This is a genomic window from Ruegeria sp. A4 (genome assembly GCF_056543025.1).
In genome coordinates this window covers 147,922-163,073 of record NZ_JBQGAW010000005.1, presented here as the reverse complement: position 1 = coordinate 163,073, position 15,152 = coordinate 147,922, and the positions used below count along the sequence as shown (strand labels likewise).

General features: G+C 56.3%; 14 protein-coding genes. 6 read left to right on the top strand and 8 right to left on the bottom strand.

The window, feature by feature from the left end:
• Positions 1-149 precede the first annotated feature (149 nt).
• On the bottom strand, positions 150-1,682 hold the full coding sequence (locus ACR0E2_RS15190) for an alkaline phosphatase family protein (protein ID WP_480447018.1): 1,533 nt from the start codon (positions 1,680-1,682) through the stop codon (positions 150-152).
• A 261-nt stretch (positions 1,683-1,943) separates the two neighbouring features.
• Between ACR0E2_RS15190 and ACR0E2_RS15185 the strand changes: the two genes are divergently transcribed.
• From ACR0E2_RS15185 to ACR0E2_RS15170, 4 genes are read left to right on the top strand one after another with little or no spacing between them, the layout of a single operon-like run.
• Positions 1,944-3,068 (top strand): ABC transporter permease, encoded by a 1,125-nt coding sequence (locus ACR0E2_RS15185; RefSeq protein WP_171229444.1) that lies wholly within the window; start codon positions 1,944-1,946, stop codon positions 3,066-3,068.
• 1 nt (position 3,069) lies between these two features.
• Positions 3,070-3,885, top strand: coding sequence for an ABC transporter ATP-binding protein (locus ACR0E2_RS15180; protein WP_480446982.1), 816 nt, complete (start codon positions 3,070-3,072; stop codon positions 3,883-3,885).
• Positions 3,886-3,890: 5 nt separating this feature from the next.
• A complete protein-coding gene (locus ACR0E2_RS15175) occupies positions 3,891-5,207 on the top strand; it encodes an MlaD family protein (RefSeq protein ID WP_480446981.1) in 1,317 nt (438 codons plus the stop codon).
• Positions 5,204-5,860: an ABC-type transport auxiliary lipoprotein family protein gene (locus ACR0E2_RS15170; RefSeq protein WP_152460495.1), complete on the top strand. Its 657-nt coding sequence runs from the start codon at positions 5,204-5,206 to the stop codon at positions 5,858-5,860. The genes ACR0E2_RS15175 and ACR0E2_RS15170 overlap by 4 nt, the downstream gene beginning before the upstream one ends.
• 86 nt (positions 5,861-5,946) lie before the next feature.
• Here ACR0E2_RS15170 and ACR0E2_RS15165 read toward each other — a convergent pair whose 3' ends face one another.
• Positions 5,947-7,527 carry an FMN-binding glutamate synthase family protein gene (locus tag ACR0E2_RS15165; protein WP_480446980.1) on the bottom strand — a complete coding sequence of 527 codons (1,581 nt, stop codon included), beginning with the start codon at positions 7,525-7,527 and terminating at the stop codon, positions 5,947-5,949.
• Positions 7,528-7,776: 249 nt separating this feature from the next.
• Between ACR0E2_RS15165 and ACR0E2_RS15160 the strand changes: the two genes are divergently transcribed.
• Both ACR0E2_RS15160 and crcB read left to right on the top strand, forming a co-directional pair.
• Entirely contained in the window at positions 7,777-8,145 is a 369-nt protein-coding gene (locus tag ACR0E2_RS15160) for a fluoride efflux transporter FluC (RefSeq protein WP_480446979.1), read from the top strand.
• The gene (gene crcB, locus ACR0E2_RS15155) at positions 8,142-8,504 is read left to right on the top strand and encodes a fluoride efflux transporter CrcB (RefSeq protein ID WP_152460498.1); all 363 of its coding nucleotides are present in this window, start codon (positions 8,142-8,144) and stop codon (positions 8,502-8,504) included. Before ACR0E2_RS15160 ends, crcB begins: the two co-directional genes overlap by 4 nt.
• On the opposite strand, the gene ACR0E2_RS15150 is transcribed toward crcB, so the two are convergent.
• Genes ACR0E2_RS15150 through ACR0E2_RS15125 form a run of 6 tightly spaced genes read right to left on the bottom strand, consistent with a single transcriptional unit; the run spans position 8,501 to position 15,018 of the window.
• Complete coding sequence (locus tag ACR0E2_RS15150) at positions 8,501-10,024, bottom strand: DHA2 family efflux MFS transporter permease subunit (RefSeq protein ID WP_480446978.1); 1,524 nt, start codon at positions 10,022-10,024, stop codon at positions 8,501-8,503. The two genes, crcB and ACR0E2_RS15150, sit on opposite strands and share 4 nt — an antisense overlap.
• A complete protein-coding gene (locus ACR0E2_RS15145; RefSeq protein WP_480446977.1) occupies positions 10,021-11,004 on the bottom strand; it encodes an HlyD family secretion protein in 984 nt (327 codons plus the stop codon). The genes ACR0E2_RS15150 and ACR0E2_RS15145 overlap by 4 nt, the downstream gene beginning before the upstream one ends.
• Before the next feature lie 34 nt (positions 11,005-11,038).
• Positions 11,039-11,365, bottom strand: coding sequence for a cytochrome o ubiquinol oxidase subunit IV (locus ACR0E2_RS15140; RefSeq protein ID WP_224856200.1), 327 nt, complete (start codon positions 11,363-11,365; stop codon positions 11,039-11,041).
• Positions 11,358-11,990 (bottom strand): cytochrome c oxidase subunit 3, encoded by a 633-nt coding sequence (locus ACR0E2_RS15135; RefSeq protein WP_171636380.1) that lies wholly within the window; start codon positions 11,988-11,990, stop codon positions 11,358-11,360. Before ACR0E2_RS15135 ends, ACR0E2_RS15140 begins: the two co-directional genes overlap by 8 nt.
• Positions 11,987-14,077: a cbb3-type cytochrome c oxidase subunit I gene (locus ACR0E2_RS15130; RefSeq protein ID WP_480446976.1), complete on the bottom strand. Its 2,091-nt coding sequence runs from the start codon at positions 14,075-14,077 to the stop codon at positions 11,987-11,989. Before ACR0E2_RS15130 ends, ACR0E2_RS15135 begins: the two co-directional genes overlap by 4 nt.
• A complete protein-coding gene (locus tag ACR0E2_RS15125; protein ID WP_480446975.1) occupies positions 14,074-15,018 on the bottom strand; it encodes a cytochrome ubiquinol oxidase subunit II family protein in 945 nt (314 codons plus the stop codon). Before ACR0E2_RS15125 ends, ACR0E2_RS15130 begins: the two co-directional genes overlap by 4 nt.
• Between the last annotated feature and the right edge of the window lie 134 nt (positions 15,019-15,152).

Here is a 15,152-nt window from a genome sequence, read left to right as displayed (position 1 = left end):
GCGCTGTTCGGTGATGTCCAGGTTCGTCTTCTCCACGCCCCATGGGTACCATCAGAATTGATGCGCCGGTAGTGGAATTGATGAACGACAAAACGTCTCATGCAACTTCCATGATCCAACTGAAAAGAGCGCGAAAGCGTGCAGTGATCCTAATATCTGGAACGGGACTTTGCGCCTTCGGAAGTAATGGAGTGCAACGACAAGGTATGATCCATGTTTCGCATCCGATGGCGCAGCATCTGTCTGCCCAACCGGGCAAGATCAGCCGCAAACGCGGGGTTTTCCGCAAGGTTTTCGAATTCTCCCTGTCCCTGATGATCAAACAGGATCGGCGGCAGGTCAGCTGCAAATTCGATCAACGTGAATCGTTCGTCCCGCAATATTCCCAGACAGGAATCACTGTTGCCCGTTCCCAACCGCCGTTGCCAGAGGGTCGGTTCTTCGGGTTCCGAGAAATCCAGCTCGCTGAAGGAATAGCTGCGCCAGTCATCGGGAACGTCGCCGTGCAACAAGGGCAGCAAGGACCTGCCATCCATGGCGTTTGGAACAGTCTGCCCAATCCAATCAAGGATGGTCGGCGTGACATCAATCGACTCGGTTGGAACGGTCACTTTCGCGCCGGCCATGGCCTCGTTCCCCGGAAGGCGTATCATCAACGGTGTGTGATAGGCCGCGTCGTACACAGTCATTTTGCCCCAGCTGTGCCTGTCGCCCAGCATTTCGCCATGATCAGCCGTTATGACCAGCATGGTATCGTCGTATTGCCCACTGTCCTTGAGATACTGAACAACGCGCCCGATATGGTGATCGACCTCGGTCGCCAATCCCAGATAAACGGCGCGCAAAGTGCGGATATTTTCATCCGTTGGCTCAACGTCAGCAAAGCCATAAACAAACTTTTCTGCCGTGTAGGCGTCCAGCTTTGGCCCGAAAAACGGATGCAGCACCTTCTCAGCGGCTTCGCTCGGCAGGCGTTTCGGCAGAGGGATTTCCGCCGGATCGTACATGTCGTTATACGGGGAAGGCGCAACCAATGGTGGATGAGGACGGATGTAAGTCAGATGAGCAAACCATCCCTTGCCTTGATGAGGTGCAATCCCGTCCAGAAACGCATCGGTCAGGAAGGCTGTGTCGCTGTGTTCTGCCCGATACATGGCCGGGTCGTTCAGCTTGGGCGTTTGACCATCCGGTGAGACAGGCTTGTAGACATCCCAATATGTATCGAACGTATAGCCATTTTTCATCAAATATGATCGCCAGGGGTATGACTCTTCCAGGCGCATTTCGACAACTTCAAGAAACCCGTTCATCGATTGCTCGTAAGATTTGAGCACGGGGTCGTTGGGATCATGGACTCGGGGATCGGCAGACGTATCGGTGTACCCGAACAGCATCGGCATATAACCCGCCTTTCGCATTTCCGTGGCGATGTTCGGCGTATCATGACGCAGTGGGGTACCATTTCGCACGGAACGATGGTTCATCGCGTACTGGCCGGTCAAAATCGATGCGCGGGATGGCCCACAGGGATTGGTGACAGAGAAGTGGCGCGTAAAACTTACCGCCTCGTCCATGAAAGCCCGTAGGTTCGGTAGCTGCACGTGCTCGGCCAGAGCGCCGTTCAGGCAATCTGCCCTCAATTGATCGATGATGATGAACAGAACGTTCTTGGCGTGATGCATACCGACTTCTCCGAATTCCGCACCCAGGGTTCCGCAGCGGAATGTGTCCCGCTTCCGTTTTTCGCGCAACCGATTAGTCGAACAGCCCTGCGTTTTCTTTTCCGGCCTGACTTGAGCCGCGAAAAGTAACGGAAATGTCTCTAGTTATGCTAGCTCCTGCTCATGGTCCGGCGTGACGCCAAGGCCATCCTTTGCGGCAAAAACCGGGTCAATGGGCACAAAGTCATTGCAGGCATTGAATGTTTTACTTCACATGGCACCATGACGCAGCCAACGATCACATCAGAGCGCGACGCCAGCGGCAATCAAGTGCGCATATCTGGTGAGTTGCTCACGCAATCCCTGCAAACCGTGGAGCATGATTTTGCTGCGGTCCAACCTTGTGGGGGCAAGGTCGTTTTTGATCTGTCCGGCATAGAAGCACTGGATACGGGCGGGGCCTGGCTGGTTGCGGACCTAGGCCGGAGGTTCACGTCAAACGGTGCCACGCTGGAGTTTCAAGGCGTGAAACCCGCACATGCGACACTGATAGACACGGTGACACGCAGCATCCCGGACAAACCCGGCAAGCTCGAGGACCCTCGCGGTTTTCTGGACTGGGTCGCTCATGTGGGTCAGGGCACATTCGGAGCCTGGAAGGATACCCTGTCGATCCTCGAATTTCTGGGCCTTACCCTGCACCGCTTGTTTCGGACCCTGGTCATGCCGTGGCGCCTGCGCAAAGCGGCCCTTGTCACTCATATGGAGGAGACCGGGGTCAAAGCCCTTCCCATCGTGGCCCTGATGGGTTTTCTGATCGGTGTCGTGCTGGCCTTTCAGGGTGCGACACAATTGAAACAGTTCGGGGCCGAGATCTTTGTGGTCGAACTGATTTCGATCTCGATTCTGCGAGAGCTGGGAATTTTGCTGACCGCGATTATTGTTGCCGGTCGCTCGGGTTCGGCATTCACGGCCTCGATCGGTTCGATGAAAGTACAGGAAGAGATCGACGCCATGCGGACGCTGGGCCTTGACCCGATCGAGGTTCTTGTCATTCCACGTGTTTTGGCGTTGCTCATCATGCTGCCCATTCTTGGGTTTGTCGCAGATATGGCCGGCCTGTTCGGCGGCGCGCTGATGAGCTGGATCGATCTGGGCGTAAGCCCGGGCATGTTTGTCACCCGTTTGAAGGAAAACACCGACGTCTGGCAACTTGCGGTTGGGTTGATCAAGGCACCGTTCTTTGCGCTGGTCATCGGGGTCATCGCATGCTGGCAGGCCTTGCAGGTCAAAGGGTCGGCCCAGAGTGTGGGGCAGCGTACAACCGCATCGGTTGTGCAATCCATTTTCATGGTGATTGCAATCGACGCATTGTTTTCGATTTTCTTTTCCGAAATCGGAATCTGACATGAATGATGGCACGCAACACGAAACGGAACAGACCGCAGCGCAGCGTGACGCCGTGATCCGCGTTCGCGGTCTCAGGAACCAATTCGGAACACAGGTGGTTCATGACGATCTGAACCTTGATGTCTGGCGCGGCGAGGTTCTGGGCATTGTTGGCGGGTCCGGAACCGGAAAATCCGTCTTGCTTCGTACAATCGTGGGTCTGAACAAACCTGCTGCCGGCAGTATAGAAGTGCTGGGAGTGGATGTCCTGAACGGCCCCGAGGAGGAACGCCGCAGGATCGAACGCCACTGGGGCGTGGCCTTTCAGGACGGTGCGCTGTTTTCATCGCTGACCGTATTGCAAAACGTGATGGCCCCACTTCGAGAACATACGGGCATCAGTGAAAAACTGATGGAATCGCTGGGGGCGTTGAAGATCAGCCTTGTGGGTCTGCCCCAGCTGAGTTGCGGCAAGTTTCCATCGGAACTGTCAGGCGGCATGCGAAAACGCGCCGCCCTGGCACGGGCACTGGCGCTTGATCCCGAAATCGTTTTTCTGGATGAGCCAACCGCCGGATTGGACCCGATTGGCGCGGCTGCATATGATGAACTGATCGGCGAGTTGCAGCAGGCACTTGGGTTGACGGTTTTCATGGTCACCCATGATCTGGACAGCCTATACGCCATCTGTGACCGAATTGCAGTGCTTGCAGAAAAACGCGTGCTGGTTGAAGGTCCGATTGAGGATATGACCAAAGTGGATCATCCTTGGGTGCAGGAATATTTCACAGGCCCCCGCGCCCGCGCGGCGCAACAGAAGGGTCAGGACAGGTAAAGGCGATGGAAACCAGAGCAAATTACATCCTGATCGGCGCGTTCACCCTTGCGGGGCTGTTGGGCGTTTTCGGCTTTTTCCTGTGGTTGGCGAAATTCGAAGTGACCCGCCAATACGCTTATTACGATGTATTGTTCGATAACGTCTCGGGGCTTTCGGCGGCGGGCGGGGTGAATTTCAACGGCCTTCCTGTTGGGCAGGTGATCTCTCTGAACCTGGATGAGGACGATCCCTCCAAGGTTCGGGTGCGAATAGAAGTGGATGCAGATATTCCGATCACCGAAGAAACGATCGCCCAGCTTCAATCGCTGGGTGTTACCGGCGTCGGTTACGTTGAACTTACCGGCGGGTCACCGACTGCCAAAAGGCTGCCGCAAGACAGCGTGATCAAAAGCAAGCGCAGCACCATCCAGTCATTGTTTGAAGGCGCACCAAAAGTGCTGGACGAGGCCGTTACACTTCTGGAAAGCCTGAACAAGGTCGTCGACGACAAGAACCGGCAAGCCGTGAGCAGCATTCTGGACAACCTTGCCTCGGCAACCGGCCGGCTGGACAAAACATTGACAAGCTTTGAATCCGTGGCCAGCGACATTGGCAGTGCAGCCAAGGATATTGGTGAATTTTCAAAACGTCTGGACCCTTTGATCGAAACGGCGGATACGACCCTCAAGACCGGCACGGACACGCTCAATTCGGTCAAGTCCGCGTCCGAGTCAGCCAGGGCTGCGCTGGACGAAGTGAAAACGACGATCGAAACGGCAGACCGCATTTTGCAGCAAGACGTTCGACCTTTCATCGAACGCGGGTCGCAACTGGCCGAACGGTTGACCCTCTTGTCGGATGAAGGCAGCGTCACTTTGGGGATCGTGAACGAGACCGTGTTGAACGCCAACACGACACTTGGTTCGATCACATCTGCAATGGACACGGCCAAAGGTGCGCTGTCTTCGGCGGAAACGGCCTTTGAATCAGCCAACCGCGTCATGAAAGAAGACGTGGCGCCCGTTGCGGAAGATATCCGGAAGGCGGCCAACCAGGTCACCGAAACAGTCTCGAACATCACCGGTAAGATCGATCAGATTTCAGACGATGTCCTGAGCGCGTCGAACTCTGCCTCAGAGCTGTTGGGGACAATTGACGGCATCGTGCAGACCAACCGCCGGCAGGTGTCAGACTTCCTGCGCGTGGGTCTGCCGCAATTTATCCGCTTCGTCGAAGAATCCCAACGCCTGGTAATCAGCCTCGACCGTCTGGTGGACAAGGTCGAACGTGATCCTGCGCGGTTTCTGCTGGGCACCCAAGCATCGGAGTTCCGTCAATGATCAAGCCTGCAATTGCAATTCTGACGTTTGCATTGGTCGGTGGATGTGCCGGGTTGGGCACTTTGAAACAAGCCGCGAAACCCAACGATTTATATCTGTTGACACCCAAAAGCACGTTTTCGTCGGCGCTGCCGCGAATACAGAAACAGATCGTTGTTGAAGAACCAACGGCAACCGCCGCAGTGAACACGGATCAGATCGCCATTCAGCCCACCCCGTTTCAGGTTCAGTATTTGCCACGGGCGCGATGGGTGGATCGCGCACCCCTGATCGTTCAGACGCTGTTGATCGAAAGCTTTGAGAACTCTGGCAAAGTCGCTGCCGTCGGACGGTCAACGGTTGGTCTGCGCGCTGATTACGTGATCGCACCGGACCTGCGCGAGTTTCAGGGCATCGTTGTCGCGGATCCCGAGAACGGAGACAAAATCCGTATCGAAGTGCGCATGAACATCAAGGTCATCGATGAATACGACGACAAGATCATCGCTTCGAATTCGTTTCAGGAAAATGTCGTTGCCGCAAGCGACCAGACATCAGATCTGATCAAAGCGTTTGATTTGGCCTTGGGACGCGCGATGCGGGATTCCGTTGAATGGAGCATTCGCAGGATCAACACGCATGTGGCCAACAATCCCAGATCGAACCCCAGTTGAGTTGATCCACATGACAAAACGGTGAGCGCGGGCGCAGTTCGCTCACGCCTGTTCTGGGTAAACGGTTGTTTGTGACGGATCGGGTCTCAGAAACGAGATGCCGAAGCGCGTTCCCAATCCGCCGCGAATTCCTCGGGAACCACATCTGCCAGCAACGCACCATCCTCCAGATAGGTGTAAAGCTCGCCATAGGTGCGCTCATGCTCGTCCGCCGTGCGCCGCAAAATGTCGCGCGGATGCAGCTCGGACACTTTTTCCTTTCCCATCGCACCCAAGAGTTCGCGGAAACTTTCCAGTGTTGCGTCGTGATACCGGTGAACACGCCGCCGCTTTTGCGGGATGTTCACCGCGCGCCCACGAACCGGATCCTGGGTGGCGACCCCGGACGGACAACGGTTGGTGTTGCAATGCAAGGCCTGAATGCAGCCCACCGCAAACATCATCGCCCGTGCCGCATTGCACATATCCGCACCAAGCGCGAATTTCTCGACCATGTCGTATCCGGTCGCCACTTTGCCCGCACAAATGATACGGATCTTGTCGCGCAGCCCAACGCCACGCAGGCAATTGTTTACGAAAATCAGCGCCTCGTTCAGGGGCATGCCCAGGCGGTTGGTGAATTCGACCGGGGCCGCGCCCGTACCCCCTTCTGATCCGTCAATGGTGATGAAGTCCGGCAAAATTCCTGTCTCGAGCATGGCCTTGCAGATCGACATGAACTCGGACGGGTTGCCAATACACAATTTGAAGCCGACAGGTTTGCCGCCGGACATTTCGCGCAGATGTTGAACGAAGTGCATCAACCCCGAGGGCCCGTCAAAGGCACTGTGAGTTGGGGGGGAAATCACATCCTGATGCTCGGGCACCCCGCGGATTTCGGCAATTTCGGCATCGACCTTGGCAGCGGGAAGAACGCCCCCATGCGCAGGTTTGGCACCTTGGGACAATTTGATTTCGATTGCCTTGACCACATCCTTTGTGGCCCTTTCGGCAAACTTGTCCTTGTCAAACCCGCCTTCCGGCGTTCGACATCCAAAATAGCCCGTCCCAATCTGCCAGATGATGTCGCCGCCTTCGGCCAGATGGTGAGGAGACAACCCGCCTTCACCGGTATTGTGGGCAAAGCCTCCGTCTTTTGCCCCGCCGTTCAGCGCGCGGATGGCGTTGGCACTCAGCGCGCCGAAGCTCATGGCCGAAACATTGAGACGCGAGGCACTGTACGGCTTCGTGCATTGTGGCCCGCCCAACATGATGCGATCTTCGCTTTTGTCCACATGTTTGGGCGCAAGCGAATGATTTGCGCGGTGATATCCAACCTCGTTTATGTCGTATTGCGTTCCGAAGGCCTGCGTATCCATCTGGCCCTTGGCGCGGGAATAGACCAGCCCGCGTACGATCCGGTTGTAAGGTCGGCCGCTTTCGTTGGTTTCAACGAAATACTGTCGAATTTCCGGGCTGACGAATTCAAGCATGTACCGGAAATGCCCCAGAACCGGATAGTTGTTCAGAACATTGTGCTTGGTAGTCAAAACATCATAAAGGCCGATGACCGCGTAGGGCACCAAGATGACCAAAAGCCAATGTACGGGCGGCCAGAAGAACCCCAACAGCAACACGAGCGGCAGGCAGACATAGCTCAGAAAATAGTAGATCCTGCGTACAATCATGTTCCTGTCTCCTCGTGGTTCCGACCGGCGGTTGCGGGTTCCAACAGCACTCAACGTGAAACAGATTGATTTTTAATTGCAAGCTTTCGCGGGAATTTATCCGCCCGAAGACGAAAACGTGAAAACGCGTTACGGTGGCTCAACAGTTGAACAGGGTGTCGCCAGTGGATATGCCACGTATACCAGAAGGCGACAGGCATTCACTTGACAAAGACGCATTCCCAACACCGGCGCGACCGAAAGAGCCTTATGTTTCTCGCCGTCTTTGCCGGAGGGGCGCTGGGATCGTTGTTGCGCGAAGTTTTCGCGCTGGAAATCCCCGGCCTCAGTTTCCTCACGTCGACCTTGGGCATCAACGTGGCGGCCTGTTTCGTCTTGGGGTGGCTGTATTCAATACGTCACAAGTTGCACGCGCATGTGCTGCATCTGGGCGCGGTCGGGTTTTGTGGTGGGTTGTCCACCTTTTCGTCTTTCGTAGCTGATCTGGAACGTATTGCCGAAAGTGATCTTTGGGCCGTGCCGCTTGCCGTCGGGTTGGAAATCGCTTTCGGCATTGGCGCTGCGCTGGTCGGAGAGAAACTGGGCAACCATTTTCATTCCGAGAGGCCACCGTCATGAATGACCTCTATCTTCATGCGATGTTCGGACTGGGCGGAGGCCTGGGGGCGGTCCTACGTCATTGGCTGGCTTTGAAAGTGCGGCACGATTTGCCCTTTTCGACGTTGATCGTCAATGTATTGGGCAGCCTGCTGCTGGGGATCTGGATCGGCTATCTGGGCGGCCCTGTCGACATCCCCGAGGATCAAAGACGGCTGGTCTTTGGATTCTGCGGCGGGTTCACCACGTTTTCCAGCTTTGCCTATCAATCTCTTGAACTTCGGCGCGAGCGCACTCTGGTTCTGGCAGCTGGCAATATCCTGATCAGCCTGGCGCTGTGCTGGTTCGCCCTGTGGCTTGGGCTGACCTTGACGCGCTAATGCACATGAGCGGCAACATGTGACCCGGGCTTCGGAGCACGACAAAAGAAAAGCAATGGAATTGTCGCCAAGGCAAGCAGACCCAGATTGTTGAATACGGTCAAATAGGAAATCATCTCGGCCTGCTTCATGATTTCCTGGCCCAGAATGGCAGCACCTTCAGCGCTGTCCGGCGCAAGGCCAAGCGGGCTCAGATACGCCTGGGCCGCGGGGTTGTAGGGCGTCACATTCTGGCTGAGCACCGCCGTATTGGTCTGCAACCCGCGTACAACCCAGGTGCCGACCAGCGAGATGCCAACCGACGATCCCAATTGCCTTGTCACGTTGAACAGACCAGAGGCTTCATCCTGCCGGCCTTTGCTGATGCTCTCGAAAGCCAGTATCGACATGGGCACGAACACAAGACCCATACCGAGGCCGCTGATGGCCCCCGGCCATGCGAGCTCCCAAAAACCGGCATTGAGGTTGATGGCCCCCATCATGAAATTCCCGATCGCCGTCAGCAACAGACCGATGCCCGCCAGCAGGCGCGGATCAAAGCGGTTTACCAGAACTGCGCCGGTCAGAACCATGGACAGCCCTGCGGTCAGGCCACGCGGAATGAACAGATGGCCCGACGCGATGACAGGGAAATCCAGCAGGCTTTGAACAAGCGTCGGCAAAATCGCGATGCCCCCGAACAGAGACACGGCAAAACCCGCGATGATCAGATTGCACAAGGCAAAGTTTCGGTCTGCGAACAGACGCAGGTCCACAACCGAATTGCGCGAAGTCAACGCGTGAAAAATGAAACCAAACGCCCCAATAACTGCTGCGATCACGGCCACCTGGATGACGCGGGATGACATCCAATCCAGTGTCTCGCCTTGATCCAGAACGAATTGCAGGCACCCGATTCCAAGAGCCAGCAGAGCAAGGCCTTTCCAGTCGATCTGAACCTCCTCGGTTTTGTCCCCCGGCAATTCTCCGGCCAGCAGAAGCAGTGCAAGGGCCGCCACGGGAAGATTGACGAAGAAGACCATCCGCCAGGAAAAATATTCGGTCAGGATCGCACCGACCGTTGGCCCCAGAACCGGCGCCACCACGACGCCCAGACCGAAGATGGCCATTGCCTGTCCGCGCTTTTCCCGCGGGAAGGCATCAAACAGAATGGACTGGGACAAGGGGATCAGGAAGGCGCCGAACATGCCCTGAGCCAGCCGAAAGGCAACGATGACCTCAAGGCTCCAGGACATGCCGCACATCATCGACATGACGGCAAAACCAGTCACCGCCGTCAGGATCAACCGTCGTCGGCCCACGCGTCGGGCGACGAACCCTGTCAACGGCATGATGACCACCGCGGAAACGATATAGCTGGTCAGAATCCATGTCGCCTGATCCGTGGTCGCCCCGAATGCGGCCTGGATATGCGGCAACGCCACATTGACGATCGTACTGTCCAGGACTTCCAGAATGGCGCTGAGAACAACGGCGATCACGATCACCATGTTCACATGGCCGGACGCCGCAGGGGTCATTTGCCGTCCACCGGGCCTGTTGTATCTACGACAACTTTGCTGCTGCCTCCGACACGCAAGGGCGCATCGGTCGGGTCAAGCTCGATCCGAACTGGAAATCGCCGGGTGACCTTGACCCAATTCCCGCTCGCGTTTTCCGAGGGCAACAAGGAAAACGTGTCCCCGGACCCTCGCCCGATCGACGCCACCTTACCTGTGAGCGTCGTCCCAGGGAGCATATCGACACGTATCGTGACCGGCTGACCCGGACGAATGCGCGCCAATGCGGTCTCTTTGAAGTTCGCGTCCACCCACCAATCGGACGATTCGACAATCGAAAATTGTGGGGCATTGGCGGACACCGAGGATCCGGGGCGAAGGGTCAGATTGGCGATCCATCCGTCGGCTGCGGCATGGATCTTGGTCCAGGCAAGGTTGGTTTCTGCTATTTCAAGCTGTGCCCGCGCAGACAGGATATCATCCTGTTTCGCCTGCAACCCACTTTTCAGTGCCAAAAGGCTGGACTGGCTGGTCGTCAACCTTGCAGACGCTTGGGCGAAATCCGAGGCCGTCTGATCCAGCGATGCCTGTGCGACATCGCCTGATGCAAACAGGGCTTTCGCACGTTCAAAACTCTTCAATGCAGTATCGTAGGCCGATTGGGAGCTGTCCACCGAAGCCTCAGCCGCGGCAATCTGTGTGGAATAGGATTTGGCCTGTTGTATCGCACTGTCCAGATTGGCTTTGGCTGCATCCACCGAAGCCTTGAATTGAGTGTCGTCGATCGTGAAAAGCAGATCGCCGTTTTTCACGGGCTGGTTTTCGATCACATGTACATCGTCCACCTGCCCTGTCACCTGCGCAGCGACATAGATGATGTTCGCGCCCAGATATGCATCCTGAGTGGACGGGTAGCGCTCTTCGTGCCTCCAGAACAGAACAAGACCGACTGCAATTGCTGCAAGTATCAAAGCCACGGCTGCGATTTTGAGTGGCTTCATTTTCGTATCCCTTTCTGCGCACGACCCATGCGCATCACATCACATGCATGTGCATTCGAATTGCCAGATTGCCCAGCACCCAGACCGTTCCAAAAATCATGATCAACAGAACCATCGTGGAAAACAGAACCAGATGCAGGTCTTCGCGGCTGCTGCGCCGGCGATCGATGTGCAGGAAATAAACAAGTTGCAGAACAAGTTGGGCCAGACCCAACAATCCAATTGTCAGGTAAACACCGGGGGTTTCGATCCCAAACAGATGGGCCACGCCGAAGGTCGCAAAAGTCAACAGCAGCGAACCACCGTATCCGATCACATAGCGCCGACGCTCGCGACGGTGCATTTCAGAGCGTTTATCCATAGGTCAGACCTCCGAAATAAACGATGGTAATGATCCCGATCCAGATCAGGTCCAGAAAATGCCAGAACAGCGCCAACCGCACCACACGCGAGATAATGACGTCCGTCATCCCTTTCACGCGCAGCTGAATACCCAGAACGATCAGCCACAGGCACCCCGCGGCGACATGCAGACCATGCAGCGGAACAAGTCCGAAGAAGGCCGACAAGAAACCGCTGCGCTGCGGAATGCCACCTTGTTCCGCCATGGCCATGAAATCACGCACCTCCAGCACCAGGAAACTGATGCCCAGAAAAAGCGTGACGCCAAACCACAAGACAATGCGAGCGCGCGGCAGATTGTATTTCAGCGCCAGCATGGCAAGGCCAACCGTCAGGCTGCTTGTCAACAGGATGAGCGTCTGCGCAAAGACGCTTTTGAGATCAAACAGCTCGTGCGGGCCTGGACCACCGGCCTGTGCATCGATCATCGTGATGTATATCGCAAACATCAGGCCGAAATAGACCAGGTCGCTCATCAAGAAGACCCAGAACCCGAAGGTGACGACCTCGGTCGCCTTGTCAGCACTCGCGTGACGTTCCCCCAGGTTGATACCCGGGTAGCTGTGGGTGGGCGCGCGCTTCATGTCACCGCCTCCAGATCAGGGCGGGCGAGGCCGCGATTTTCCGGAGACGTCTCGAAATCGCGATCCACCGCCTTTTCACCGTGAACCAGTGCGAGCCAGGCTTCGTGATCCTTGCGCACTTCTTCCGCCGGTATGGTCAGCTCGGTACTGTCGTCGAACGTCCAGACGATTACCGCCAGGATCATCAGAACCGTCATCAATGCAGCCAACCACCAGATCCACCAGACCAGCGCGAACATCCAGATACCACTCATGACACACAGAACGAAGCCAATGCCTGTATTGCGCGGCAAATCGATATCTTCATAGGCGTCAGGTTTTGGGTAGGCTGCCTCCTTTTCCTTTGCTGCCGCAAAATCATCCCGGTCCGTAACGGTTGGGATGATCGCAAAGTTGTACGGCGGCGGCGGCGACGGTATAGACCATTCCAACGTCCGCCCATCCCATGGATCTCCAACGGGAACGCGGGTCTTTTCGCGGTCGCGGATGCTGACCCAAAGTTGGATCAGAACCGAGAGCAAAGCGCAGGTAATCACCAGCGCCCCGACGATCGCCACCATCATGAAGGGATGGAAAGATGGGTCATCATAGCTGAAAGAACGGCGCGGCATCCCCATCAGCCCGACGAAATAAAGCGGCATGAAGGTCAGCAAAAACCCTATGGTCCAGAGGGCAACCGTGACGCGGCCCCAGAATTCGTTCAGGCGAAAGCCGAATGCCTTGGGGAACCAGTAGTTATAGGCGGCCAAAAGTCCAAACAGCACACCCGGCAACAGTACGTTGTGGAAGTGGGCCACCAGGAACAGCGTATTGTGTACCTGATAATCCACGGTCGGATTGGCCAGGATCACCCCGCTCAGGCCACCAATCACGAACAACATCAAAAATGCCAATCCATACAGCATCGGCACCGAGAATCGGATGCGCCCCCGCCACAAAGTCGCCATCCAGTCATAGACTTTTACACCGGTGGGAATGGCGATCAGCATGGTTGCGATACCAAAAACGGCGTTTATCAGGGCGCTCTGCCCCATGGTGAAGAAGTGGTGCAGCCAAACGGTAAACGACAAAACCGCGATCGACATCGTAGCGATAACGAGCGAGTTGTAGCCGTAGAGCCTCTTGGCCGAAAAAGTCGCAAAAACTTCGGAGTAGATGCCGTAAGCGGGCAGAACCAGCAGGTAAACCTCGGGGTGGCCGAACAGCCAGAACAGATTGGCGTAGTTCATCATGTTGCCGCCGAGGTCATTGGTGAAAAAGTGGAAGTCCAAATAGCGGTCTGCGGCCAGCAAAAGCGCCGCGACGCCCAACGGCGGCATGGCAAAGACGATCAGGATCGAACTGCATATGATGGTCCAGCAATACATCGGCAACCGCATGAAGGTCATGCCCGGCGCGCGCATCTTGTAGATCGTAACGGCAAAATTGATACCGGTAAGCGTCGTGCCGACACCCGAAACAACGATCGCCCAGATCCAATAGTCCGGCCCAACGCCCGGATTGAAGGCGGCGCCGGTATACGGTGGGTAGGCCGTCCAGCCACCGGTCGAGAACCGCCCCACGACCAGCGAAACCATAAGCATCATGCCCGAGGACACCGTCAGGCCCAGACTGATCTGGTTCAAGCGCGGGAACGCCACATCCCGCGCCCCGATCATCAGCGGGACGACATAGTTCGCGATGCCAAAGACAAAGGGCACCGCGACAAAAAAAATCATGATCGTGCCATGGGTACTGAACAGCTCGGCGAAATGTTCGGCTTCCAGGAACCCGTCGCCCGGGCCGGCGGCCTGCTGCGCGCGCATGACAACGCCTTCCAACACGCCGCGCGCCAGCATGACGATGGCAAAGACGACATACATGATCCCTATCTTCTTGTGATCAACACTGGTCAACCAATCGCGCCAAAGGGGCGTCCACAACCGAAACCAGCTGAGCAGGCCGACCACGACGACAACGCCAACCAAGACGATCGCGGCGGCGGCGTTGGCAACGATCTCATTCGCGTTCGGGTTCTGGATCAACCCTGTGATCGGAAGCGCATCCCAGTCGAGGCGGCCGAGGAATCCTGAATAGGACGGCGTCATTGCTGCACCTCCTGCCCGAAGGATGCCGTTCCTGGCTGTTGATCCACCGGCAGTGCTTTGCCGCTGTGATAGCGGTGCAGGATTGTTTGAAACAAATCTTGTTCCATCGTGAAGTACAGCGCGTCCTTTGGCATCTTGTCGGTGCCCAGCGCCGCCTGCACCTCATCCCTGTCTGTCCGCATCGCGAGCATCTGATACGTTTCCGGGTCCAGTCGGATACCATTTTCGCGGACTTTCCGGGCCCAGCTTTCAAATTCATCACTGTGCATGGCAACGGTTCGAAATTTCTGTTTGGTAAAACCCCGCCCGTTGTACTGCGTGTTCTCGCCTTGCATGACCTCGGGGACGTCCGCGACCAGATGCAGTTGCGTGGTCATTCCCGGCATCGCGTAAATCTGGCCCGCCAGCGCAGGGATCATGAAGGATTGCATGACGGTATCGGTGGTCAGCGTCATGGCCACTTGCCTTTTGGTGGGAATGCCGAACTCGCCCACACTGGCGATACCAAGATCGGGATAGATGAACAGCCACTTCCAATCCAGCCCGACAACCTGCACGCGCAAGGCCGGGTCTTCGCCAAACGTCGACGCGTACGGATCAAGCCGATGGGTGGCCTTCCATAGGTAGAACGACAGGAGCGCCACAATCACAACAGGCACACCCCACATGAGGAATTCCAGTTTCGCTGAAAAATCCCAATCCGGTCGGTAAGCTGCGTGACTGTTCCTTCGGCGGCGATATCGAAACGCGATCAACGGCACCAGTATCAGGACAGGGATAACAGCCACCATGATCAAAGCGGTCGCTCGCAGCAGATGCGTTTTCTGGATGGCGGCAATAGGTCCTTGCGGATCCATAAAACTGTCGCTGGCGGCAACCATTTGCGGCATCGACACAAACAGGATCAACGCCATCGCGAGCCGAGGAACTTGATTGGGCATTTTTACTTGTGCCACAACTGACTGCCCTTTCCTCAAACAAATTTTATTCGACTATCGACAAGTGCGTGAATTTTCTCAAGAGTTTTTCAAACCACAAATTGCCCAAGTCTAACCCGATTCAACTTCGGGTATAT

Bases quoted from the DNA above. Each gene is read 5' to 3' on its own strand.
- ACR0E2_RS15165 (WP_480446980.1), bottom strand. From the start codon at position 7,527: ATGATTGTACGCAGGATCTACTATTTTCTGAGCTATGTCTGCCTGCCG.
- ACR0E2_RS15185 (WP_171229444.1), top strand. From the start codon at position 1,944: ATGACGCAGCCAACGATCACATCAGAGCGCGACGCCAGCGGCAATCAA.
- ACR0E2_RS15160 (WP_480446979.1), top strand. From the start codon at position 7,777: ATGTTTCTCGCCGTCTTTGCCGGAGGGGCGCTGGGATCGTTGTTGCGC.
- ACR0E2_RS15125 (WP_480446975.1), bottom strand. From the start codon at position 15,018: ATGCCCAATCAAGTTCCTCGGCTCGCGATGGCGTTGATCCTGTTTGTG.
- ACR0E2_RS15180 (WP_480446982.1), top strand. From the start codon at position 3,070: ATGAATGATGGCACGCAACACGAAACGGAACAGACCGCAGCGCAGCGT.
- ACR0E2_RS15190 (WP_480447018.1), bottom strand. From the start codon at position 1,682: ATGCATCACGCCAAGAACGTTCTGTTCATCATCATCGATCAATTGAGG.
- ACR0E2_RS15130 (WP_480446976.1), bottom strand. From the start codon at position 14,077: ATGACGCCGTCCTATTCAGGATTCCTCGGCCGCCTCGACTGGGATGCG.
- ACR0E2_RS15175 (WP_480446981.1), top strand. From the start codon at position 3,891: ATGGAAACCAGAGCAAATTACATCCTGATCGGCGCGTTCACCCTTGCG.
- crcB (WP_152460498.1), top strand. From the start codon at position 8,142: ATGAATGACCTCTATCTTCATGCGATGTTCGGACTGGGCGGAGGCCTG.
- ACR0E2_RS15135 (WP_171636380.1), bottom strand. From the start codon at position 11,990: ATGAAGCGCGCGCCCACCCACAGCTACCCGGGTATCAACCTGGGGGAA.
- ACR0E2_RS15170 (WP_152460495.1), top strand. From the start codon at position 5,204: ATGATCAAGCCTGCAATTGCAATTCTGACGTTTGCATTGGTCGGTGGA.
- ACR0E2_RS15150 (WP_480446978.1), bottom strand. From the start codon at position 10,024: ATGACCCCTGCGGCGTCCGGCCATGTGAACATGGTGATCGTGATCGCC.
- ACR0E2_RS15140 (WP_224856200.1), bottom strand. From the start codon at position 11,365: ATGGATAAACGCTCTGAAATGCACCGTCGCGAGCGTCGGCGCTATGTG.
- ACR0E2_RS15145 (WP_480446977.1), bottom strand. From the start codon at position 11,004: ATGAAGCCACTCAAAATCGCAGCCGTGGCTTTGATACTTGCAGCAATT.